At 67.5% G+C, this 22,084-nt stretch carries 14 protein-coding genes and 3 rRNA genes; 9 read left to right on the top strand and 8 right to left on the bottom strand.

The features are described 5' to 3' along the window. Positions 1–290 precede the first annotated feature (290 nt). Positions 291–710: a hypothetical protein gene (locus OHS81_RS15315; RefSeq protein WP_328385325.1), complete on the bottom strand. Its 420-nt coding sequence runs from the start codon at positions 708–710 to the stop codon at positions 291–293. Positions 711–1,068: 358 nt separating this feature from the next. On the opposite strand from OHS81_RS15315, the gene OHS81_RS15310 reads away from it, so the two are divergent. The 3 genes from OHS81_RS15310 to proC all read left to right on the top strand — a co-directional run bounded on the left by OHS81_RS15310 (position 1,069) and on the right by proC (position 3,785). Further along, positions 1,069–1,998 (top strand): ABC transporter ATP-binding protein, encoded by a 930-nt coding sequence (locus tag OHS81_RS15310; protein WP_328385324.1) that lies wholly within the window; start codon positions 1,069–1,071, stop codon positions 1,996–1,998. Then, entirely contained in the window at positions 1,995–2,843 is an 849-nt protein-coding gene (locus tag OHS81_RS15305; RefSeq protein ID WP_328385323.1) for an ABC transporter permease, read from the top strand. The genes OHS81_RS15310 and OHS81_RS15305 overlap by 4 nt, the downstream gene beginning before the upstream one ends. A gap of 132 nt (positions 2,844–2,975) precedes the next feature. Beyond that, positions 2,976–3,785: a pyrroline-5-carboxylate reductase gene (gene proC / locus OHS81_RS15300; protein ID WP_328385322.1), complete on the top strand. Its 810-nt coding sequence runs from the start codon at positions 2,976–2,978 to the stop codon at positions 3,783–3,785. Between the two features lie 236 nt (positions 3,786–4,021). Here the strand turns inward: proC and trpS are convergent, their stop codons facing one another. Further along, positions 4,022–5,062 (bottom strand): tryptophan--tRNA ligase, encoded by a 1,041-nt coding sequence (gene trpS / locus OHS81_RS15295; protein WP_328385321.1) that lies wholly within the window; start codon positions 5,060–5,062, stop codon positions 4,022–4,024. A 946-nt stretch (positions 5,063–6,008) separates the two neighbouring features. Between trpS and OHS81_RS15290 the strand changes: the two genes are divergently transcribed. From OHS81_RS15290 to OHS81_RS15275, 4 genes are all read left to right on the top strand, one after another. Further along, positions 6,009–7,537: ribosomal RNA gene (locus OHS81_RS15290) — 16S ribosomal RNA — on the top strand. A 302-nt stretch (positions 7,538–7,839) separates the two neighbouring features. Next, positions 7,840–10,961: ribosomal RNA gene (locus OHS81_RS15285) — 23S ribosomal RNA — on the top strand. A 74-nt stretch (positions 10,962–11,035) separates the two neighbouring features. Beyond that, a 5S ribosomal RNA gene (gene rrf, locus OHS81_RS15280) occupies positions 11,036–11,152 on the top strand. Together the 16S, 23S and 5S rRNA genes form the textbook arrangement of a ribosomal RNA operon. 120 nt (positions 11,153–11,272) lie before the next feature. Continuing rightward, on the top strand, positions 11,273–11,797 hold the full coding sequence (locus OHS81_RS15275; RefSeq protein ID WP_328385320.1) for a GNAT family N-acetyltransferase: 525 nt from the start codon (positions 11,273–11,275) through the stop codon (positions 11,795–11,797). A gap of 30 nt (positions 11,798–11,827) precedes the next feature. Here OHS81_RS15275 and OHS81_RS15270 read toward each other — a convergent pair whose 3' ends face one another. The 6 genes from OHS81_RS15270 to OHS81_RS15245 form a co-directional block, all read right to left on the bottom strand. After that, positions 11,828–13,537 carry a type VI secretion protein gene (locus OHS81_RS15270; protein ID WP_328385319.1) on the bottom strand — a complete coding sequence of 570 codons (1,710 nt, stop codon included), beginning with the start codon at positions 13,535–13,537 and terminating at the stop codon, positions 11,828–11,830. Further along, positions 13,534–14,976, bottom strand: coding sequence for an ATP-binding protein (locus OHS81_RS15265; RefSeq protein WP_328391179.1), 1,443 nt, complete (start codon positions 14,974–14,976; stop codon positions 13,534–13,536). The genes OHS81_RS15270 and OHS81_RS15265 overlap by 4 nt, the downstream gene beginning before the upstream one ends. Positions 14,977–15,005: 29 nt before the next feature. Next, the gene (locus OHS81_RS15260; RefSeq protein ID WP_328385318.1) at positions 15,006–16,568 is read right to left on the bottom strand and encodes an SCO6880 family protein; all 1,563 of its coding nucleotides are present in this window, start codon (positions 16,566–16,568) and stop codon (positions 15,006–15,008) included. Further along, entirely contained in the window at positions 16,565–17,887 is a 1,323-nt protein-coding gene (locus tag OHS81_RS15255) for a hypothetical protein (RefSeq protein WP_328385317.1), read from the bottom strand. The genes OHS81_RS15260 and OHS81_RS15255 overlap by 4 nt, the downstream gene beginning before the upstream one ends. Continuing rightward, entirely contained in the window at positions 17,877–18,728 is an 852-nt protein-coding gene (locus OHS81_RS15250) for a hypothetical protein (protein WP_328385316.1), read from the bottom strand. Before OHS81_RS15250 ends, OHS81_RS15255 begins: the two co-directional genes overlap by 11 nt. 491 nt (positions 18,729–19,219) lie before the next feature. Further along, on the bottom strand, positions 19,220–19,528 hold the full coding sequence (locus tag OHS81_RS15245; protein WP_006603970.1) for a hypothetical protein: 309 nt from the start codon (positions 19,526–19,528) through the stop codon (positions 19,220–19,222). Positions 19,529–20,018: 490 nt separating this feature from the next. On the opposite strand from OHS81_RS15245, the gene OHS81_RS15240 reads away from it, so the two are divergent. Together OHS81_RS15240 and OHS81_RS15235 are read left to right on the top strand one after the other, a co-directional pair. After that, positions 20,019–21,041 carry a bifunctional lytic transglycosylase/C40 family peptidase gene (locus tag OHS81_RS15240; RefSeq protein ID WP_328385315.1) on the top strand — a complete coding sequence of 341 codons (1,023 nt, stop codon included), beginning with the start codon at positions 20,019–20,021 and terminating at the stop codon, positions 21,039–21,041. 208 nt (positions 21,042–21,249) lie between these two features. Beyond that, positions 21,250–21,969 (top strand): phosphatase PAP2 family protein, encoded by a 720-nt coding sequence (locus OHS81_RS15235; protein ID WP_328385314.1) that lies wholly within the window; start codon positions 21,250–21,252, stop codon positions 21,967–21,969. The last annotated feature ends 115 nt before the right edge of the window (positions 21,970–22,084 follow it).

Raw genomic sequence — 22,084 nt, 5'->3', positions numbered from 1 at the left:
CAAGCGGACACGAACTGACGCGCACGAGCAGACGCCGGGCGATGGCGATGGCGATGGCGATGACGATGGCGAGATGCGCCCAGCGCCCGGCGCCCGACGGCCTGTTGCCCGCGCGCCATGACGGGACGTGAAGGGAGGTGAAGGGCGGTGAGGTGAAAGGAGGCGAAAGGAGGGGAAAGGAGGCGACGGCCGGATCCGTCGGATACGAGGGCCGGGAACGCCCTTCGGACACGCGGGCCGAGGAGACCCTTAGAGGTGGCTCTCGGCTCCTAGCTCTCCGCTCTCCACTCTCAGCAGCGGAAGACGGCGTGTTGGAGCGGCAGTTCGCCGGATCTCGTCAGGGGTACGGCCTGCCGTCCGGTCAACGGGGCGGTCAGGCGCAGCCCGCCCTCGGTCCGTCCCCGTCCCCGTCCCCGTCCGGCGGTCGAGACGGTGGTGGCCGGTGGCGTCGGCGCGCTCACCGAGGCCGTGGAACGCCCGTCGCGGCGCGGCGGGCAGCGGTCACCGCCGGACTCCGGATTCTCCGAGGTCGAGGTGTCGGACGCCCGGGGGTCGGTGCCCGAGGGCGCGGTACGGCCGGCGCCGTTCGTGGCCGGTGCGACCGGCGGGTGTTCTCCGTACACGGCTTCCGCGCCGAGGGACAGGGCCAGCACAACGGTCACGACGATCAACAGGAGCCGGCCGAGGCCGCGGACCCGGATCTTCGCCATCGTCGCCCCTCCCGGCGTGGCTGGACAGGTCACCCCCATTGTGTCCAAGCCAACGCGCAGGACCACGAGTCGGTTTGTAACCACCCTGTAAACGCGGAGTTATCGACCACGAACGGCCGGTTCTCTTCACTACGGCGCCCGCCGGTGTGCACAGTGCCTCCTCATGCGCCGTCCCTGCACCACACCCGGCCGCATCACCACCCCCACGTCTCGGCCACCCCTCGCCTCCCTCCTGAGCACGCCGCTCTCCCCGCTCCACCCGCCCCTCAGCACGCCCCGCACACCCCTCATCCCCGCCCCATCCACCACCCTGTCCGAGCCCTTGACGCTCCATCCCGCCCGGAGCATTATTCATCGCATGATGAATTACGGTCGCGACCCCGCCGACCCCGCCGACCCCGCCGGCACCACCGTCCTCAACGGCACCGCCGACCCCGCCGACCCCGACGGCACCACCGTCCTCAACAGCACCGCCGACCCTGCCGACCACGCGGTCTTCGCCGTCCCCGCCGTCCACGCCCACGACCTCACCGTCGTCCGAGGCGGCCGCACCGTCCTCGACGCCCTCGCCTTCGACGTACCCCGCGGCCGGATCACCGGCCTCCTCGGCCCCTCCGGATGCGGCAAATCCACCCTGATGCGGGCCATCGTCGGCACCCAGGCCAAAGTCACCGGCACCCTCGACGTCCTCGGCCGGCCCGCCGGCGACCCCCGGCTGCGCCCCCGCATCGGCTATGTCACCCAGGACCCGTCCGTCTACGACGACCTCACCGTCCGCCAGAACCTCGACTACTTCGCCGCCGTCCTGCACCCCGGCCGGGCGTCCCGCGCCCGGCGCCGCGAGAGCGTCACCCGCGCCATCGAGGACGTCGACCTCACCCGCCGTGCCGACGCCCTCGCCGGCAACCTCTCCGGCGGCCAGCGCAGCCGGGTCTCCCTCGCGGTGGCCCTGCTCGGCGCCCCCGAACTCCTCGTCCTCGACGAACCCACCGTCGGCCTGGACCCCGTCCTCCGCCGCGACCTGTGGCACCTGTTCCACACCCTCGCCACCGACCGCGGCGCCACCCTCCTCGTTTCCTCGCACGTCATGGACGAGGCCGAGCGCTGCCACCGGCTGCTCCTGATGCGCGAGGGCCGCATCCTCGCCGACGGCGCACCCGACGCACTCCGCGACCGCACCGGCTCCCCGACCGTCGAGGCCGCCTTCCTCCACCTGGTCGACGAGGCCGGGGCCGCGGCCGCCCCCACGGCGCCCGGCCCCGCCACCCCCAAGGAATCAGCACGATGACCACCGCACCTCTGCCCGAACCGCGCCCCGAACCTCTCCCCGCCACCGGGACCCTCCCCGCCGACACGCCGCGATCGGCCACCGCGCCGCGCTCCGCCCCCGCCCCCTTCTCCCCGTCCCGCACCCTGGCCACCGCCGCCCGGGTCCTGCGCCAGCTCCGCCACGACCCCCGCACCATCGCACTGATGCTCGTCGTCCCGTGCGTGATGATCGCCCTGCTCCGCTACGTCTTCGACACCCGCCCCGAGACGTTCGACAGCATCGGCGCCTCGCTCCTCGGCATCTTCCCGATGATCACGATGTTCCTGGTGACCTCCATCGCCACCCTCCGCGAACGCACCTCGGGAACCCTGGAACGCCTGCTCGCCCTGCCCCTCGGCAAGGCCGACCTGATCTGCGGCTACGCCCTGGCCTTCGGCCTGCTGGCGATCGTCCAGTCGGCCCTCGCCACGGCCCTGTCCGTCTGGGTCCTCGGCCTCGACATCACCGGCTCCGCCTGGCTGCTCCTGCTCGTCGCCGTCCTGGACGCCCTCCTCGGCACCGCACTCGGCCTGTTCGTCTCGGCCTTCGCCGCCTCCGAATTCCAGGCCGTCCAGTTCATGCCCGCCGTCCTGATGCCCCAACTGCTGCTCTGCGGCCTGTTCACCCCGCGCGACACCATGCAGCCGGCCCTGGAAACGCTCTCCGACCTCCTCCCGATGTCCTACGCCGTCGACGGGATGAACCAGGTCCTCACCCACCCCGACCTCACCGGCGACTTCCTCCGCGACGTCATCGTCGTCAGCGGCTGCGCCCTCCTCGTCCTCGCCCTCGGCGCCGCCACCCTCCGCCGCCGGACGACATGACCCCGCCTGGAGGGTGGGCACAACGGCACCTCACGGCGGGCAGCCGAACCCGGTGCGGAGCCCGAAGCGGAACCCCCACGGTGCGAGGATGGCCGGGAAACGCCCAGCGCAGCGGAAAGGTGAACCCGCACGATGACCCAGAAGGTCGCAGTACTCGGCACCGGAAAAATCGGCGAAGCCCTGCTCAGCGGAATGATCCGAGGTGGCTGGGCGCCCTCCGACCTCCTGGTCACCGCCCGACGCCGGGAACGCGCCGAGCAGCTGCACGCCCGTTACGGCGTCGAAGCGGTCAGCAACGCCGAGGCCGCCAAGTCCGCCGACACCCTCATCCTCACCGTCAAGCCCCAGGACATGGGCACCCTGCTGACCGAGCTGGCCCCGCACGTCCCCACCAACCGCCTGGTCATCAGCGGCGCCGCCGGCATCCCCACCTCCTACTTCGAGGAACGCCTGGCCGCCGGCACCCCGGTCGTACGGGTCATGACGAACACCCCCGCCCTCGTCGACGAGGCGATGTCCGTCATCTCCGCCGGCACCCACGCCACCGGCGCCCACCTCACCCGCGCCGAGGAAATCTTCTCCGGCGTCGGCAAGACCCTCCGCGTCCCGGAGTCCCAGCAGGACGCCTGCACCGCGCTCTCCGGCTCGGGCCCGGCGTACTTCTACTTCCTCGTCGAGGCCATGACCGACGCCGGCATCCTCCTGGGCCTTCCCCGCGACAAGGCCCACGACCTCATCGTCCAGGCCGCCATCGGCGCCGCGGTGATGCTCCGCGACAGCGGCGAACACCCCGTCAAGCTCCGCGAGAACGTCACCTCCCCGGCCGGCACCACCATCAACGCCATCCGCGAACTCGAAAACCACGGCGTACGCGCCGCCCTGATCGCCGCCCTGGAAGCCGCCCGCGACCGCAGCCGCGAACTCGCCTCCGGCAACGGCTGACGCCGACGCGGGCACCGGGACCAGCGGGAGAACCCGACGGAAGGACCCGCGGCGGAACCGACGGGAGAAGCCGGCGGGGGAAACCCGACAGGAGACGCCGACGGGAAGAACCGACGGGAGATCCCCACGGGAGAAGGAACCCGCCCACGCGGCGGCCCCCTCCCCTCACAAGGCCGGGAACGGGGGGAGGGGGCGGACGACCCGACGGGACGCCCGCCCCCCCCGCCCCACGCCCCTCACCTCCTGGGCAGCAACCCCACCGCCTCGAACGCGGCGTCCACCCGCGGCCTGGCCAGCCCCCGCGCCCGCTCGGCCCCGGCCAGCAGAACCGCATCGACCTGCCCCGGGTCCGCCGCCAGCTCCGCATGCCGCGCCCGCACCGGCCGGAGCATCTCCACCACGGCCTCGGCGACATCCTTCTTCAACGCGCCACACGAGTCGTACTCCTCGGCCAACCGCTCCGGATCACCCCCCGCAGACGCGGCCAGCACCTCCAGCAGGTTCGCGACCCCGGGCCGCCGCTCCGGCTCGTACGAGACGTCCCGCTCCGAATCCGTCACCGCCCGCGTCACCTTCTTCCGCACCGCCTCCGGCTCGTCCAGCACATAGACGACCCCCGCGGTCCGGGCCTGCGACTTCCCCATCTTCGACGTCGGCTCCTGCAGATCCTTCACCCGCGCCGCCACGGGCGGATGCACGGTCCTCGGCACCACGAACGTCGCCCCGTACCGCTGGTTGAACCGCACCGCGAGATCCCGCGTCAGCTCCACATGCTGCGCCTGGTCCTCCCCGACCGGCACCTCATCCGTCCCGTACGCCAGGATGTCCGCCGCCATCAGCGCCGGATACGTCAGCAACGACAGCCGCACACTTCCGCCCCGCGCCTGCTCCCGCGCGGACTTCTCCTTGTACTGGATCATGCGCCGCATCTCCCCGTCGGAGGCCGTGCACTCCATCAGATACGACAGCCGCAGATGCTCATCCACCTGACTCTGCACAAACACCGTGCAGATCTCCGGATCCAGCCCCGAGGCCAGCAGCAACGTCGCGGCCTGCCGGCTGAGCCGCCGCACCCGCGCCGGATCGTGCTCCACGGTCAGCGCATGCAGATCCACCACGCAGAACAGCGCCTCCGCACGGTGCTGGTCCACCTCGGCCCACCGCCGCATCGCCCCGAGGTAGTTCCCCAGCGTCAGATGTCCCGTCGGCTGCACCCCACTGAAGATCCGCGTACGCGCACCGGTCGCCATCGCCGCGGCCATCGCCCTCTCGTTCATCCTTCGTCTCCCGAGCTCCCGCACTCCGCAAAGTGCGTGCCGAGACCGCCGACCTCGCCGGCCGGCTACGAGAGAGAAACGCAAACGGCCGCCGAAGCGGCGGCCGTGGTCATGCATGCGCTGCTGGTCGGCCGCCGTCAGGCGAGCCACCACAGCTGTACGAGCGCATGCGTAGTCATGCACCCAAAGTACCCGGCAAACCCTCCCCAGGCACGGGTTTGAACAAGCCCGACCCCTCGTGTAGTGTCCTCCGAGTTGCCACGGAGCCGACAGGCGCCGGGCAGCCATCCCGCCGCAACAGCGGCACACCACTACTGCACGGCCCCTCACCGGGACCAATTTCGGCATGCCGAAATTCGACCGTGACGTGATTATGCGTCAACGAGGAATTCCGCTAAAGTAGTGATCACGCCGAAAGGCGCGACAACGCAAGAAGTCGCACCCCAGGCGGACCCCCTCCGACGGGGAATCGGAAACGAATTCGGACCGGCAACGGAACGAAATCGGGTCTGCTAGAGTCGGAAAGGCCGGAAAGCGAAAGCGGAACGGCCGACCCGCTCCAACAGGGAGCCAGACACGGAAACGGATCTGGTAAGGTTGGAAACGCGAAGAAGCCGAAAGGCGGAAACGCACCGGCGAAAATCGGGCCCGCAAGGATCTGATAGAGTCGGAAACGCAAGACCGAAGGGAAGCGCCCGGAGAGCCTGGTGAAACAGGCACAAAGGAAGCGTCCGTTCCTTGAGAACTCAACAGCGTGCCAAAAGTCAACGCCAGATATGTTGATACCCCGTCCACCGGAAACATCCGGGGGATGAGGTTCCTTTGAAAGTCCACCACGGCCCATGCGGTCGGGGTGGCACACACAGCGAGGACGCTGTGAACGACCGGACCTATTCCGTCTGGTTGTTCCGCTCTCGTGTGTGTTTCACCCGATTACGGGTAAACATTCACGGAGAGTTTGATCCTGGCTCAGGACGAACGCTGGCGGCGTGCTTAACACATGCAAGTCGAACGATGAACCTCCTTCGGGAGGGGATTAGTGGCGAACGGGTGAGTAACACGTGGGCAATCTGCCCTTCACTCTGGGACAAGCCCTGGAAACGGGGTCTAATACCGGATACGACTACCGACCGCATGGTCTGGTGGTGGAAAGCTCCGGCGGTGAAGGATGAGCCCGCGGCCTATCAGCTTGTTGGTGGGGTGATGGCCTACCAAGGCGACGACGGGTAGCCGGCCTGAGAGGGCGACCGGCCACACTGGGACTGAGACACGGCCCAGACTCCTACGGGAGGCAGCAGTGGGGAATATTGCACAATGGGCGAAAGCCTGATGCAGCGACGCCGCGTGAGGGATGACGGCCTTCGGGTTGTAAACCTCTTTCAGCAGGGAAGAAGCGAGAGTGACGGTACCTGCAGAAGAAGCGCCGGCTAACTACGTGCCAGCAGCCGCGGTAATACGTAGGGCGCAAGCGTTGTCCGGAATTATTGGGCGTAAAGAGCTCGTAGGCGGCTTGTCACGTCGGATGTGAAAGCCCGGGGCTTAACCCCGGGTCTGCATTCGATACGGGCAGGCTAGAGTTCGGTAGGGGAGATCGGAATTCCTGGTGTAGCGGTGAAATGCGCAGATATCAGGAGGAACACCGGTGGCGAAGGCGGATCTCTGGGCCGATACTGACGCTGAGGAGCGAAAGCGTGGGGAGCGAACAGGATTAGATACCCTGGTAGTCCACGCCGTAAACGTTGGGAACTAGGTGTGGGCGACATTCCACGTCGTCCGTGCCGCAGCTAACGCATTAAGTTCCCCGCCTGGGGAGTACGGCCGCAAGGCTAAAACTCAAAGGAATTGACGGGGGCCCGCACAAGCAGCGGAGCATGTGGCTTAATTCGACGCAACGCGAAGAACCTTACCAAGGCTTGACATACACCGGAAAACCCTGGAGACAGGGTCCCCCTTGTGGTCGGTGTACAGGTGGTGCATGGCTGTCGTCAGCTCGTGTCGTGAGATGTTGGGTTAAGTCCCGCAACGAGCGCAACCCTTGTTCTGTGTTGCCAGCATGCCCTTCGGGGTGATGGGGACTCACAGGAGACTGCCGGGGTCAACTCGGAGGAAGGTGGGGACGACGTCAAGTCATCATGCCCCTTATGTCTTGGGCTGCACACGTGCTACAATGGCCGGTACAATGAGCTGCGATACCGCGAGGTGGAGCGAATCTCAAAAAGCCGGTCTCAGTTCGGATTGGGGTCTGCAACTCGACCCCATGAAGTCGGAGTTGCTAGTAATCGCAGATCAGCATTGCTGCGGTGAATACGTTCCCGGGCCTTGTACACACCGCCCGTCACGTCACGAAAGTCGGTAACACCCGAAGCCGGTGGCCCAACCCCTTGTGGGAGGGAATCGTCGAAGGTGGGACTGGCGATTGGGACGAAGTCGTAACAAGGTAGCCGTACCGGAAGGTGCGGCTGGATCACCTCCTTTCTAAGGAGCATCTAGGCAGCCGCAAGGTTGTCCAGAGCCACTACGTCGGCAAACGTTCGACGGTGGTTAGCTCATGGGTGGAACGTTGACTATTCGGCACACTCGGTTGGTTGTCACTAGTACTGCTTCGGCGTGGAACGTGGGGATTGATGGAGTGGGCCGGGCACGTTGTTGGGTATCTGAGGGTACGGACTGTGAGTCTGGACCTTCGCGATGCCGGCCCCAGTGAACTCAGCCTTCGGGTTGGGGTGGTGGGTGGCTGGTCGTTGCTTGAGAACTGCACAGTGGACGCGAGCATCTGTGGCCAAGTTTTTAAGGGCGCACGGTGGATGCCTTGGCACCAGGAACCGATGAAGGACGTGGGAGGCCGCGATAGGCCCCGGGGAGCTGTCAACCGAGCTTTGATCCGGGGGTGTCCGAATGGGGAAACCCGGCAGTCGTCATGGGCTGTCACCCGCTGCTGAACACATAGGCAGTGTGGAGGGAACGCGGGGAAGTGAAACATCTCAGTACCCGCAGGAAGAGAAAACAACCGTGATTCCGGGAGTAGTGGCGAGCGAAACCGGATGAGGCCAAACCAGTCACGTGTGATACCCGGCAGGGGTTGCGTGGTTGGGGTTGTGGGAGTTCTCTTGATCGGTCTGCCGGCCGGTCGACGAGTCAGAAACCGTTGATGTAGGCGAAGGACATGCGAAAGGTCCGGCGTAGAGGGTAAGACCCCCGTAGCTGAAACATTAGCGGCTCGTTTGAGAACCACCCAAGTAGCACGGGGCCCGAGAAATCCCGTGTGAATCTGGCGGGACCACCCGTTAAGCCTAAATATTCCCTGGTGACCGATAGCGGATAGTACCGTGAGGGAATGGTGAAAAGTACCGCGGGAGCGGAGTGAAATAGTACCTGAAACCGTGTGCCTACAAGCCGTGGGAGCGTCGCGCATCGAGCTTGCTCGGTGCGTCGTGACTGCGTGCCTTTTGAAGAATGAGCCTGCGAGTTTGCGGTATGTTGCGAGGTTAACCCGTGTGGGGAAGCCGTAGCGAAAGCGAGTCCGAATAGGGCGTTGAGTAGCGTGCCCAAGACCCGAAGCGGAGTGATCTAGCCATGGGCAGGTTGAAGCGGAGGTAAGACTTCGTGGAGGACCGAACCCACCAGGGTTGAAAACCTGGGGGATGACCTGTGGTTAGGGGTGAAAGGCCAATCAAACTCCGTGATAGCTGGTTCTCCCCGAAATGCATTTAGGTGCAGCGTCGTGTGTTTCTTGCCGGAGGTAGAGCACTGGATAGGCGATGGGCCCTACCGGGTTACTGACCTTAGCCAAACTCCGAATGCCGGTAAGTGAGAGCGCGGCAGTGAGACTGTGGGGGATAAGCTCCATGGTCGAGAGGGAAACAGCCCAGAGCATCGACTAAGGCCCCTAAGCGTGTGCTAAGTGGGAAAGGATGTGGAGTCGCAGAGACAACCAGGAGGTTGGCTTAGAAGCAGCCACCCTTGAAAGAGTGCGTAATAGCTCACTGGTCAAGTGATTCCGCGCCGACAATGTAGCGGGGCTCAAGCACACCGCCGAAGTCGTGTCATTGCAGCAATACTCCCAACGGAGGCTGTGATGGGTAGGGGAGCGTCGTGTGCCGGGTGAAGCAGCCGTGGAAACGAGTTGTGGACGGTTCACGAGTGAGAATGCAGGCATGAGTAGCGATACACACGTGGGAAACGTGTGCGCCGATTGACTAAGGGTTCCTGGGTCAAGCTGATCTGCCCAGGGTAAGTCGGGACCTAAGGCGAGGCCGACAGGCGTAGTCGATGGACAACCGGTTGATATTCCGGTACCCGCTTTGAAGCGCCCAATATCGAATCCATTAATGCTAAGGCCGTGAAGCCGCCCTGGAGTCTTCGGACAAAGGGGAGTGGTGGAGCCGCTGATCCAAGGTGGTAGTAGGTAAGTGATGGGGTGACGCAGGAAGGTAGTCCAGCCCGGGCGGTGGTTGTCCCGGGGTAAGGGTGTAGCCCGTCATCCAGGCAAATCCGGATGACATGAGGGTGAGACCTGATGCCGAGCCGATTGTGGTGAAGTGGATGATCCTATGCTGTCGAGAAAAGCCTCTAGCGAGTTTCATGGCGGCCCGTACCCTAAACCGACTCAGGTGGTCAGGTAGAGAATACCGAGGCGTTCGGGTGAACTATGGTTAAGGAACTCGGCAAAATGCCCCCGTAACTTCGGGAGAAGGGGGGCCATTGCTGGTGATGGAATTTACTTCCTGAGCTGGTGGTGGCCGCAGAGACCAGCGAGAAGCGACTGTTTACTAAAAACACAGGTCCGTGCGAAGCCGTAAGGCGATGTATACGGACTGACGCCTGCCCGGTGCTGGAACGTTAAGGGGACCGGTTAGTCACATTTCGGTGTGGCGAAGCTGAGAACTTAAGCGCCAGTAAACGGCGGTGGTAACTATAACCATCCTAAGGTAGCGAAATTCCTTGTCGGGTAAGTTCCGACCTGCACGAATGGCGTAACGACTTCTCGACTGTCTCAACCATAGGCCCGGTGAAATTGCATTACGAGTAAAGATGCTCGTTTCGCGCAGCAGGACGGAAAGACCCCGGGACCTTTACTATAGCTTGATATTGGTGTTCGGTTCGGCTTGTGTAGGATAGGTGGGAGACTTTGAAGCCGTGACGCCAGTCATGGTGGAGTCATTGTTGAAATACCACTCTGGTCGTGCTGGATGTCTAACCTGGGTCCGTGATCCGGATCAGGGACAGTGTCTGGTGGGTAGTTTAACTGGGGCGGTTGCCTCCTAAAGAGTAACGGAGGCGCCCAAAGGTTCCCTCAGCCTGGTTGGCAATCAGGTGTTGAGTGTAAGTGCACAAGGGAGCTTGACTGTGAGACTGACGGGTCGAGCAGGTACGAAAGTAGGGACTAGTGATCCGGCGGTGGCTTGTGGAAGCGCCGTCGCTCAACGGATAAAAGGTACCCCGGGGATAACAGGCTGATCTTCCCCAAGAGTCCATATCGACGGGATGGTTTGGCACCTCGATGTCGGCTCGTCGCATCCTGGGGCTGGAGTCGGTCCCAAGGGTTGGGCTGTTCGCCCATTAAAGCGGTACGCGAGCTGGGTTTAGAACGTCGTGAGACAGTTCGGTCCCTATCCGCTGTGCGCGTAGGAGTATTGAGAAGGGCTGTCCCTAGTACGAGAGGACCGGGACGGACGAACCTCTGGTGTGCCAGTTGTCCTGCCAAGGGCATGGCTGGTTGGCTACGTTCGGAAAGGATAACCGCTGAAAGCATCTAAGCGGGAAGCCTGCTTCGAGATGAGTACTCCCACCCCCTTTGAGGGGTTAAGGCTCCCAGTAGACGACTGGGTTGATAGGCCAGATATGGAAGCCTGGTAACGGGTGGAGTTGACTGGTACTAATAGGCCGAGGGCTTGTCCTCAGTTGCTCGCGTCCACTGTGTAGGTTCTGAAGTAACGACCTGTGATTGTGCCGGGTTGGTCAACTTCATAGTGTTTCGGTGGTCATTGCGTTAGGGAAACGCCCGGTTACATTTCGAACCCGGAAGCTAAGCCTTTCAGCGCCGATGGTACTGCAGGGGGGACCCTGTGGGAGAGTAGGACGCCGCCGAACAATCATTGTGGGAAAGCCCCGCACCTTATGGTGCGGGGCTTTTCTGCGTTTTGGGACCGTTTCTCTTTCCCGGGGCTGAATTCTCTGGCCGGTGGGACGGGCGTTGGGATCCTGTGCCGTATGGCGTATGTGATCAGGCCTGTGAAGGCGGAGGAGTGGCAGCGGCTCAAGGAACTGCGGCTGGCGGCCCTGGCGGATCCGGTTGCCCGGGTGGCGTTCAACGAGACGCTGGAGGAGGCTGCCGGCCGGTCCGACGAGCTCTGGCAAGGCCGGGCGGCATGCAGCGAAGCGGGCGCCGTGCCGCTGACGTTCATCGGGGAAGCCGCGGACGGCCGGTGGGGCGGCATGGTGGTGGTCCTGGTCGAGACGGACGAGGAGGTGCCGCAGACGCATCTGGTGGGGGTGTTTGTGCGGCGCGAGCACCGGGGGACCGGGCTGGCGCGGGAGTTGTTCCGGGCGGCGATCGCATGGTCGTGGGAGCTGGCCGATCCGGTGGTCGAGCGGGTGCGGCTGTGGGTGCACGAGGAGAACGGGCGGGCCGAGGCGTTCTACCGGGCGCTGGGGTTCGTGGAGACGGGGCGGACCGACGCCGATCCGAAGGATCCGGCCGCGTTGGAGCGGGAGATGGTGCTGAAGAGGGGGTAGCGCGGTGCGGTGGCCCCGTGGCGGCGGGTGTCAGGCCGGCAGGGAGTGGTGGGGCCAGCGGGCGCGGGCCTGTTCCTGGGAGCGCATCGTCGCCAGCGTCAGCAGGCCGCTCTTGGCGCCCGTGGAGAGCAGACCGGGGAGTGCGGGCAGCGGGGCGAGGGCCGCGATGTCGTCCAGGACGAGGGTGAGTGGTGGGTCGAGCCGACCGTCAGATGACCGTTCGGCCATGCGGCGGCCGTGCTCGACCACGTGCGAGAGGAGTGCGGTGAGCAAGGGCATCGCACCCGGGTCGGTACGCGGATCCTCGATGGGGTCGCCTACCACGTAAAGCGTTCCCCCCTCATCGATAAATGATTCGAGGATGGCCGAATCTGTTCGAAGCGGATTGCAGGCGTCCCGGATATGGATGGAGGAGAGGGAGGCCAGTGCGCGTCCCACCAACTGCTGGGCCGCTTCGCGGCGTTCGGGGTGGGCGGTGAGCACCGATTCCAGCTCTCCGGCCTGGCCTCCGGAGGCCTTGGCGCTGGTGCGCAGGATGCGTACGGGTTCCTGGGCGGCGCCGGTGGTGTGCGCCCAGCGGTGGAGCTGGCGGAACGGGCGGCCGTCCACCGCGGCGGCGTGCAGCCAGCAGCGCAGCAGGGTCTGGGCGGCGTCCGCGACGGCCGAGTCCAGCGCCCCGGCCGGGCGTACGGGGGCCAGCAGGGCCGTGGCACGGGCGGCGGCGGTGGCGAGGTCCGTACAGCCGGAGGCCGGTGACCAGCGCAGCCGGGCCGGGGTGTCGAGGCGGTGCGTGGGGTCGTAGGTCAGCAGTGGGCCGAGCTTGGCGCGGGTGTCCTTGGTCTCGGACCAGAGGGTGGGGTCCGTCGTGGCGACGATCAGGGGGCCCGGGGCGGCGGCCGCGGTGGTGAGGGACGCCGCGAGGGCGACGGCGCGGTCGGTGGCGAACTGGAGGCGGGGGAGGGCGGGTTCGGTGCGCGCGTCGGTGGTACCGGTGCCAGGGAGCGCCGGGGCGGCCGGGGGAGCGGTGCGTTGTTCGGGGACGGGGCCGGTGGCGGTGGCCATGGCCGCGGGGTCGAGGGGGGAAGGGGGCGGTGTGACGGGTGCGGCGGGTGTGAACGGTACGGCCGGACCGGTCGGTGCGTGCTCGCTGTGCGACGGGGGCTCCGGGGGCCCCGGAGCGGTGGAGGCCGTTTCCCGGACCGTGCCGTGGGGGGCCGGTGCCTCGTCGGCCCGCGGTGTCGCCCCGGCCTGCTGTGCTTTCCCGGCCCGCCGCGGGTTCCGTCCCGTCTCGCCGGCGCCGATCGCCGTCTCCCGGATCTCCCTGGCCTTCGCCCGTCGTGCCGCCCGTACGGCGCGATAGCGGGTGACGGTCCCCAAGGTGAAGATCGTCAGGACCAGCAGCACCATCAGTTCGCCGATGAGGATGCCCCAGAACAGGCCGTAGCCGGAGAGTTGGTCCTTGGGGGTGTCGGGCCAGGCGGCGGCCATGTCGTGGGGCGCCGAGACGAGATGCCGCAGCGCCATCGGCGTACCGGGGTAGGTGACGCCGTCGGGCCAGGCGCCGTGGGTGAAGAGGCCGGCCAGGCCGGTTGCGGTCCACACCAGCAGGGTCAGGCCCAGCAGGAAGGCGAGCAGTCCGACCAGCAGGGAGTCGGGGATGCCGCGTCCCCGGCCGCGGGGGGCGGCGTCGCGGTGGTAGCCCCGGTCGGCGCCTCGTTCGTCGTCGTATCCGCGCGTCACGCCACCGTCTCGCTCGACTCGTCTCTCCACTGCCGCTCCATCGCCATGGCTTCGGCGCGTGCCTCGGCCTCGGCGTCCGCCGCCGCCTGGAGGGCGCGCGCCTCATCCGTCGGCATGGCGGACGCCTCGGAGATCGCGGAAGCCTCGGTCATCGCCCGGTCGGTGTAGACCAGTGGGCGTTCGGCCTCGGTGATGAGGTGTTTGACCACCTGGACATTGCCGTTGACGTCCCAGACCGCGATGCCGGGGGTGAGGGTCGGGATGATCTCGACGGCCCAGCGCGGCAGGCCGAGCACCCGTCCCGTGGCCCGTGCCTCGTCGGCCTTCTGGGCGTAGATGGTGCGGGTCGAGGCCATTTTGAGGATCGCCGCTGCCTCCCGTGCGGCGGCGCCGTCGACCACATCGCTGAGGTGGTGGACGACGGCCACGAACGACAGGCCGAGCCGCCGGCCGAACTTCAGCAGCCGCTGGAAGAGCTGGGCGACGAAGGGCGAGTTGATGATGTGCCAGGCCTCTTCGACCAGGAAGATGCGCTTCTTGCGGTCGGGGCGGATCCAGGTGTGTTCCAGCCAGACGCCGACGATCGCCATCAGGATCGGCATCGCGATGGAGTTGCGGTCGATGTGCGAGAGGTCGAAGACGATCAGCGGTGCGTCGAGGTCGATGCCCGCCGAGGTCGGACCGTCGAACATCCCGCGCAGGTCACCGTCGACGAGCCGGTCGAGGACCAGCGCCACGTCCAGGCCCCAGGCCCGGACGTCGTCTATGTCGACATTCATCGCCTCGGCCGACTCGGCCTCCGGGTGCCGCAGCTGCTCGACGATGTCGGTCAGGACGGGCTGCCGGTTGGTGATGGTGTCGTTCACATAGGCGTGCGCGACCTTGAGGGCGAAGCCGGAGCGTTCGTCCAGGCCGTGGCCCATCGCGACCTCGATGATCGTACGCAGCAGGGCCAGCTGGCCGGTGGTGGTGATCGACGGATCGAGGGGGTTGAGGCGGATGCCGCCGTTGAGGGCGGCGGTCGGGTCCAGGCGGATGGGGGTTATCCCCAGCTCCTGGGCGATGAGGTTCCACTCGCCGACGCCGTCCTCGCCCTGGGCGTCGAGCACCACGACCTGACGGTCACGGAACCTCAACTGCCGCAGGACATAGGTCTTCTCCAGCGCCGACTTGCCGTTGCCGGACTCGCCGAGGACCAGCCAGTGCGGGGCCGGCAGCTGCTGCCCGTACAGCTGGAAGGGGTCGTAGATGTATCCCTTGCCGCTGTAGACCTCACGGCCGATGATCACGCCGGAGTCGCCGAGACCGGGGGCCGCGGTGGGCAGGTAGACGGCCTGTGCCTGGCCGGTGGAGGTGCGTACGGGCAGCCGGGTCGTCTCCACCTTCCCGAACAGGAAGCTGGTGAACGCGTCGGTGAGCGCTCCGAGCGGATCGAGCATGGCCATGACGTACGCGCCTCCCAGCGGCTTTAGCGGCGGATTCCGGTCGCGAACGGCAGGGTGTTGACGAACGCCCGGTGGTGCTCGCGGTCGCACCACTCCAGCTTGAGGTAGGACTTGCCGGCCGAGGCGCGGATGGTGCGCTTGTCGCGGGCCAGCGCCTCGGGCGAGCGGGAGGAGACCGTGAGGTAGCCGACGAGGTTGACGCCGGCGGCACCGGAGGCCAGGTCCTCGCCCCGCTGGTCGACGCGGCCGTGGTGGGCGACGTCCCGCGGGTCCACCACCCGGTTCATCTTCGCGGCGCGGCTGGCCTCGGCGTCGTCGTTCGTCTTCTCCGTGAGCATCCGCTCGATGGCGATCTCGGTGGGCTCCAGGTCCATGCAGACCGCGACCGTACGGATCACGTCCGGGGTGTGCACCAGGAGGGGCGCGAGGAAGTTGACGCCCACCGGGGTCAGCGGCCACTCCTTGACCCAGGCGGTGGCGTGGCACCACGGTGCGCGCGTCGTCGACTCCCGCGTCTTGGCCTGCAGATACGTCGGCTCCATCGCGTCCAGCTCGGCCGGCCAGGTGTTGCGCTTGCTCATCGCCTGGATGTGGTCGATGGGGTGGTCCGGGTCGTACATCGAGTGCACGAGGGAGGCGAGGCGGGCCTGCCCGAGGGGCTGGCGGACGCGGATGTCGGCCTCGGCGAGCCGGGCGCAGATATCGGTCAGCTCACGGGCCATGACGACGGCGAGACCGGCGTCGCGGTCCAGCTTCTTGCGCAGCAGCCCGCCCCGGTGCATATGGGCGGCGCGCGCCATGGTGTGCGCCTCGGCGGCCAGCTCGCGGGTGTAGTGCATACAGGCGACGAGGTAGGCGCGGTGCTGCTCGGAGGAGGTGGAGACCATCGACTGGAGCTGGTCGTAGGAGTCCTGCAGCCAGTCGGGGGAGTTCTTGTCGCCGCGCTGGGCGACGTCCTTGGCGTGGGCGTCCGGGTCGGCCGGCAGGGTCCGGGCCAGCATCTGCAGCCGGGTCACGAAGCCGTCGCCGTTGGCCACATGCTTGAGCAGCGTCCCGAAGCGGTCGACCAGCGCCTCCTGGTCCTCGCTGTCGCGCAGGCCGACGCCCGGCCCCTCGATCTCGATGGCCGCCGTCACCGTCTTGCGGTCGGCGTGCAGCAGCACCGCGATCTCGTCCGGGCCGAACGGGGCGGAGAGCCAGTTGATCCGGCCGATGCCGGGCGGCGGGCCGATCTCGATCTCCCGGCCGTCCAGCCGGACGCCCGCCTCGGCGGCGCCGGAGCGGTAGGTGGCGCCGCGGCGGACCGTACGGCGGAAGCTGCGCCGGATCTCGAACCACTTGTAGAACGTACGGCCCTTGTACGGCACGTAGACGAGGGCGAGCGCCAGCACCGGGAAGCCGGTGAGGGACACGATCCGCAGCGGCAGCATGGGCACCAGCAGCCCGCACATCATGCCGAGGAACGCCCCCGCGATGATCAGCGCGATCTCACCGGTCTCGCGGTTCTTGCCGACGATCGCGTTGGGCCGGGCGCGGCCGATCAGGTATGTGCGACGTGGGGCGATCGGGTGGGACTGCGCGCTCAACGCCCCTCACCTCCTGCTGATTTGCCGGTGCGGGAGCTGCTGCCCGGGCCGGGGTTCGTACGGGGGGCGGGGGTGGCGGGGGCCGAGGAGCGGCCGCCGCCGGTGCGGGAGCTGTGCGCGGCGACACCGCCGGCCACCGCGTCGGCCGGCCGGGACTGGCCGCCCTGCGCGCCCTGCGGCTGCCCGCCGCCGTCCCCGCCCGACCGGCGGGAACTGTGGGTCTTGATGCCCTGGGACACCAGCGCGGCGGGCGAGGAGATCATCGCGGCGGCCTGGCTGCCGTCGGTGGCCCGGCCCTTGTTCGTACGGGCCGAGACCATCTCGTCGCCGAAGCCGGGGACGAAGCGGTAGATCACCGCGCTGGCGAAGATGGCGAGGACGATGATCGCGAGGCCGGAGACGACGGCGGAGAAGGCGTTCGGGCCCTTGTCATGGGAGAGCGCACCGGCGATGCCCAGCACGATCACGATGACCGGCTTCACCATGATCACCGCGATCATGATGCCCGCCCAGCGGCGCACATGCCCCCACATGTTCTTGTCGACCAGCCCGGCGTAGACGACGGTGCCGAGCAGCGCCCCGACGTACAGCAGCGCGGCCCGGATCACCAGCTCCAGCCACAGCACACCGGCGGCGAGCACGGAGACCAGCGACACCACGATCAGCATGATCGGGCCGCCGCCGATGTCCGTGCCCTTCGTGAGCGCCTGCGAGAACGCTCCGAAGAAGGTGTCGGTCTGTGCCCCGGTCCCCTTCGCGATGATCTCGGTGACCCCGTCGGTCGCCGAGACGATGGTGTAGAGGATCAGCGGGGTGAACGCGGAGGCGAGCACGGTCAGCCAGAGGAACCCGACCGCCTCACTGATCGCCTCCGTGAGCCGGACCCCGCGCACCGCGCGCTTGGCGACCGCCAGGAGCCACAGGACGAGGGTGAGGATGGTGGAGGCGGCGAAGACGACCGCGTACTGCCGCAGGAAGGCGGTGTTGGTGAAGTCCACCTGGGAGGTGGCCTTCACCGCGTCGGAGAGCTTGGTGACGATCCAGGCGGCGGCTTTGGCGCAGCCCTTGGCGAGGGAGTCGAGGGGGTCGAGGGGGTTGTTGTCGGTGAGGCCGCCGGGGGGCTTGGGGGCGCCGGAGCCGGCTTTGTCGCCGGATTGGCAGTAGTTCTTGGCGGGGCCGACGATCAGGTCGCAGTTGTCCTTGGGGGACGGGCTGGGGTTGGGCGCCGCCAAAACGCGTGTGGCCAGCAGGAACACGGTGGTCTGTAGGGACGCCAAAGCCGCGGTGACGGTGAGGGCACGCCTTCGGTTACCGCGCATAGGTGAACCCTCCGTACTGCTCGACTGCCTTGGCGATCTGGTCGGCACCGGACGTCTTGTTGTCCCCGTTGACCGGGGCGGGGCCGTCCTGCTGGGAGAAGCCCTCGACCTTCCAGTCGCCACTTGCCCACGTCAGCTGGAGTCGCATGGTGAACCAGTCACTTGTCACCGGAGTGGTCGACTTCGCGCCGGCCGTACCGAACAGGCCTGTGCACCACACTTCGAGGTTCGCGGTGTCGCCCGTGAGTTTCACGAGCTTGGTGCCGACGGGAACCGTGCGTGAGATGTAGGTCATGCCCTGAGCTGCGTTGCCGTTCGCGTCGAGACCGAGCTTCTTGAGGAAGGCGGTCGAGTACGCGGCGTCGAGTTTGCCCTGCATCTCGTTGACCTTGGCGGGGGCGAAGGCCTGTTTGACGATCGCCTGGCGTTCGTTGGGCTTCAGGATGTTGGCGGAGACCAACGCTGCCGCATAATTCGCCGCCGCCGACTGCGCCCCCTGCTCCGTCTTGGCGAAGCCCGACGCGATCCCCCCGTTCTTGCCCGTCACCGGCTTGGTGCCGGTGGGGGCGGTGGGCTGGGCCTGGTCGGTGTCCTTGGGGGAGTCGCCGGAGGGGGTTTCGCTGTTGCCGCTTCCGCCGCGGTTGGCGAAGGCGATGGCCGCGAGCAGCAGGACGATCACGCCGACGATGGTGACGAGGTTGCGGCTGGACATGCCGGCGCGAGGCCGTCGTCCCGAGCCGTAGATGTCACCGTCGTTGTCGGGAAGTCTGGTCCGTGTCTGGCCCGTCTCGGAACCGCGGTGGCCGTCGCCGCCGTAGCCGCCGTCGTCACTGAGACTCATCGCGCCTGTGCCCCCTCTGCCGCCGTCGCCGTGCGTGCCGTAGTTGTGCCGCCCTCATATGACCGTAGCCGCGCGGGCGGCGGCTCGGGTGCAGCGGTACGAGTACATCTCACCGTGACGGGTCCTCAGATGCGGTACGGCAGCGGCGAATGGGGGACTCTGGGTCATTTGTGCTCATCGCCCGCTTCCCGGTTGCCGTCGCCTTCTTGCGCCTTGTTGCTTCCGGGTCCACCTGTCCCCGCGCGGCGGCCCGCCCAATCGGTCCGCTGGTGGCGGGGGTGGCCGGGGCGCGGGAGGCGGGGCCGTCGGGCCGGGCGTGAGGGGGCGTCAGCATGGGGCCTCGGCAGGGAGGTGGGGCCGGTGGGAGCGAGTGGGGGCACGGGACGGCGGAGAGATGGCGGGCGGGGGCGCAGGGGGAGCGGCCCGGGGACGGGTGCGGGCCGGGTGTGCACCGCTCGGCCGGCCCCGGCAGGCCCTCGGGTGTGGCCGCGCTAGACCGCCATGCCGTAGACGATGGTGAACAGCGTTCCCAGGGAGCCGATGATGAAGACGCCGGTCAGACCGGCCACGATCAGGCCCTTGCCCTGCTCGGCGCTGAAGGTGTCGCGCAGCGCGGTGGCGCCGATGCGCTGTTTGGCGGCGCCCCAGATCGCGATGCCGAGGCAGAGCAGGATCGCCACCGCCATGACCACTTCGATCATCACGCGGGCCTCGTTGCCCAGGCTCCCGAACGGTCCCCAGTCCGGGGCGATTCCGCCGATGATGGTGGTGATGTCGCCTTTTTCGGCCGCAATGAACATGTGTGAACTCACCGCCCCTTGATGGGTAGTTGTATGCCCGTGCCGACGCGGCGCGGGTCGCTCTCTATCTTCGCTGACGAACGGGCCGTCAGCTGTCGTCTTGGCGGCTTTCTTTGACGGATCCCGTGGGGGTGGCGTGGACGTGTGGGCGCACGCCGTCCATTGAACCGACCGGTATCACCGTGTGTATCACGGGGGTCACCCCTGGGCAATGATCATCGGAAATAGTGGTGGCCGGTCCGGCGTGCCGTTGCGGCCGGGGCCGTTCGGGTGCCGGTCATCTGCTGTCGTCGTGCCGGTCGGCGGACCTCGTTCCGTCGCGGGGCTCTTGATGCAGTGTCGCTCATCCGGCGGTGTTCCGGGGGCTGTCATGGGCAGCGTCCGTCCCCGGGGCGAAGCGCCCCCTGCGCCGCGTCATGCGCCGCCGTGCCGCGCCGGAGCGGCACGGCGCGCGCGGAGCGACCGGAAAAAGGCAGTGAACCGGGGCTGAATGGGGGAGGGTTGGGGGGTGCGGAAATTCTGGGTGGCCGGAGGGCTCGGGACAGGGCTGGTGCTCTGCTTGCTCGGGCTGCTTGTGATCGGTACGTACACGGTGGCGGCCCGGCTGGCCGGGGCCGGCGGACGGGCGCTCGGGCTGGCGAAGGGCGCGGTGCCGGCCGAGTACCAGCCCCTGGTGCAGAAGTGGGGGACGCTCTGTCCGGCGATAAGCCCCGCGCTGCTGGCGGCGCAGCTCTACCAGGAGAGCGGGTGGAACCCGAGGGCGCAGAGCCCGGCGGCCGCCCAGGGCATGGCGCAGTTCATCCCGGGGACGTGGCAGACGCACGGCGTCGACGGGAACGGCGACGGCAAGAAGGACGTGTGGGACCCGCAGGACGCGATCGCGTCGGCGGCCTCGTACGACTGCGAGCTGGCCGGCTATGTGAAGAGTGCGCCGGGCAACGCCACGCACAACATGCTCGCGGCGTACAACGCGGGGGCGTACCGCGTGATCCAGTACAACGGGGTGCCGCCGTACCGCGAGACCCGGAACTACGTGAAGACGATCACGACGCTCGCGAAGAGCTTCGAGGCGCCGTCGGGTCCGGTGGCGCCGTCGAAGCAGGCCGCGGGGGCGATCTATTTCGCGCAGGAAAAGCTCGGCACGCGCTATCTGTGGGGTGGTACGGGAACGGCGGCGCAGGGCGGTCGGTTCGACTGTTCGGGGCTGACCCAGGCGGCGTACCGCTCCGTGGGCATCGAGCTGCCCCGGGTGGCGAACGACCAGTGGAACGCCGGGGCGCATCCGAAGCGGGACGAGCTGCTGCCGGGTGACCTGGTGTTCTTCGCCTACGACCTGAAGGACCCGCGGTCGATCCACCATGTGGGGCTCTATGTGGGTGGTGGGTACATGATCAATGCGCCGTACACCGGGGCCGTGATCCGGTTCGACAAGATCGATACGCCGGACTACATCGGTGCCACCCGCGTCACGTCCGATGGCGCAAAAGCGCTGCCCGGTACGAACGCTGCGTGAACATAGGGCCCTGAACTGCAGTGATGAATCAAGCTTCGATAACGTCCTGGTGATCATCCGGTAGAGAGTGGAACGGCTGGGGTGGACATCGCGTTTCCTTGGCGTGGGGACGTAGCGGAGCAGCTCGACGCAGCACACGCTCGACGACCACGGGGGCAGGCAGCACACGACGGCGCTCGCGCGCGCGAAAGATAAGGGGCCGCGGCAGATGGCTGGACTCGCACTCGAGGGGCCGAACCCCGATGTCGACGTGCTCGACGGCATCAACGGTCTCGCGAAGGACGCCCCCCACTGGGCCAACAAGGCCATGGAGTACATCGGCGAGTACGGCATCATCGCCGGCCTCGGGGTGCTGTGTCTGATCGCCTGGTGGTCCGCGCGCCGCCGGCCGGGCGCGCCGTCCGCCGTCGCGGGCCTGGTGTGGGCGCCGCTGGCCGCGGGCCTCGCGCTGCTGGCCAACATCCCGATCCGGAACTTCGTCGAGCGGCCCCGGCCGTTCAAGGACCATGCCGGGCTGGAAGTCCTGATCCCCGGCAAGAGCGACTTCTCGTTCGTGAGCGATCACGCCACGCTCACCATGGCGGTCGGCGTCGGCCTGTTCATCGCCCACCGCAAGTACGGCCTGGTCGGGATCGCGCTGGCGCTCGCGGAGGGCTTCTGCCGCGTCTACATGGGCGTGCACTACCCGACCGACGTGATCGGCGGCTTCGCGCTGGGCACCGCCGTCGCGCTGCTGCTCGCGCCGCTCGCGCAGGCGCTGCTGGTGCCGCTGACGACGGCGATCGCCCGGTCGAAGCTGGCCTGGCTGGTGCGGGCACCGGGCGCGGACGGCTCCGCGGGGCCGGACGCCGAGGGCGGCCGGGTGGTGGCCACCGGCTCGGCGATGGGGCGGGGACAGAAGGAGCGGGACAAGGATCTGGCGGCCTGAGGGATTGCCGGACCGGGTGGGACGCACCGGTCCGGCGGCCCCCGGGGGCGATGACCTGGCGGATGCGGACGGCCCGGACCCCTCGCGGGGCCGGGCCGTCCGTGTGTCCGCCGGT

This window comes from Streptomyces sp. NBC_00400 (assembly GCF_036048035.1).
GTDB lineage: Bacteria > Actinomycetota > Actinomycetes > Streptomycetales > Streptomycetaceae > Streptomyces.
The sequence above is the reverse complement of the archived record's forward strand: the minus strand, read 5'-3'. Positions and strand labels throughout refer to the sequence as shown.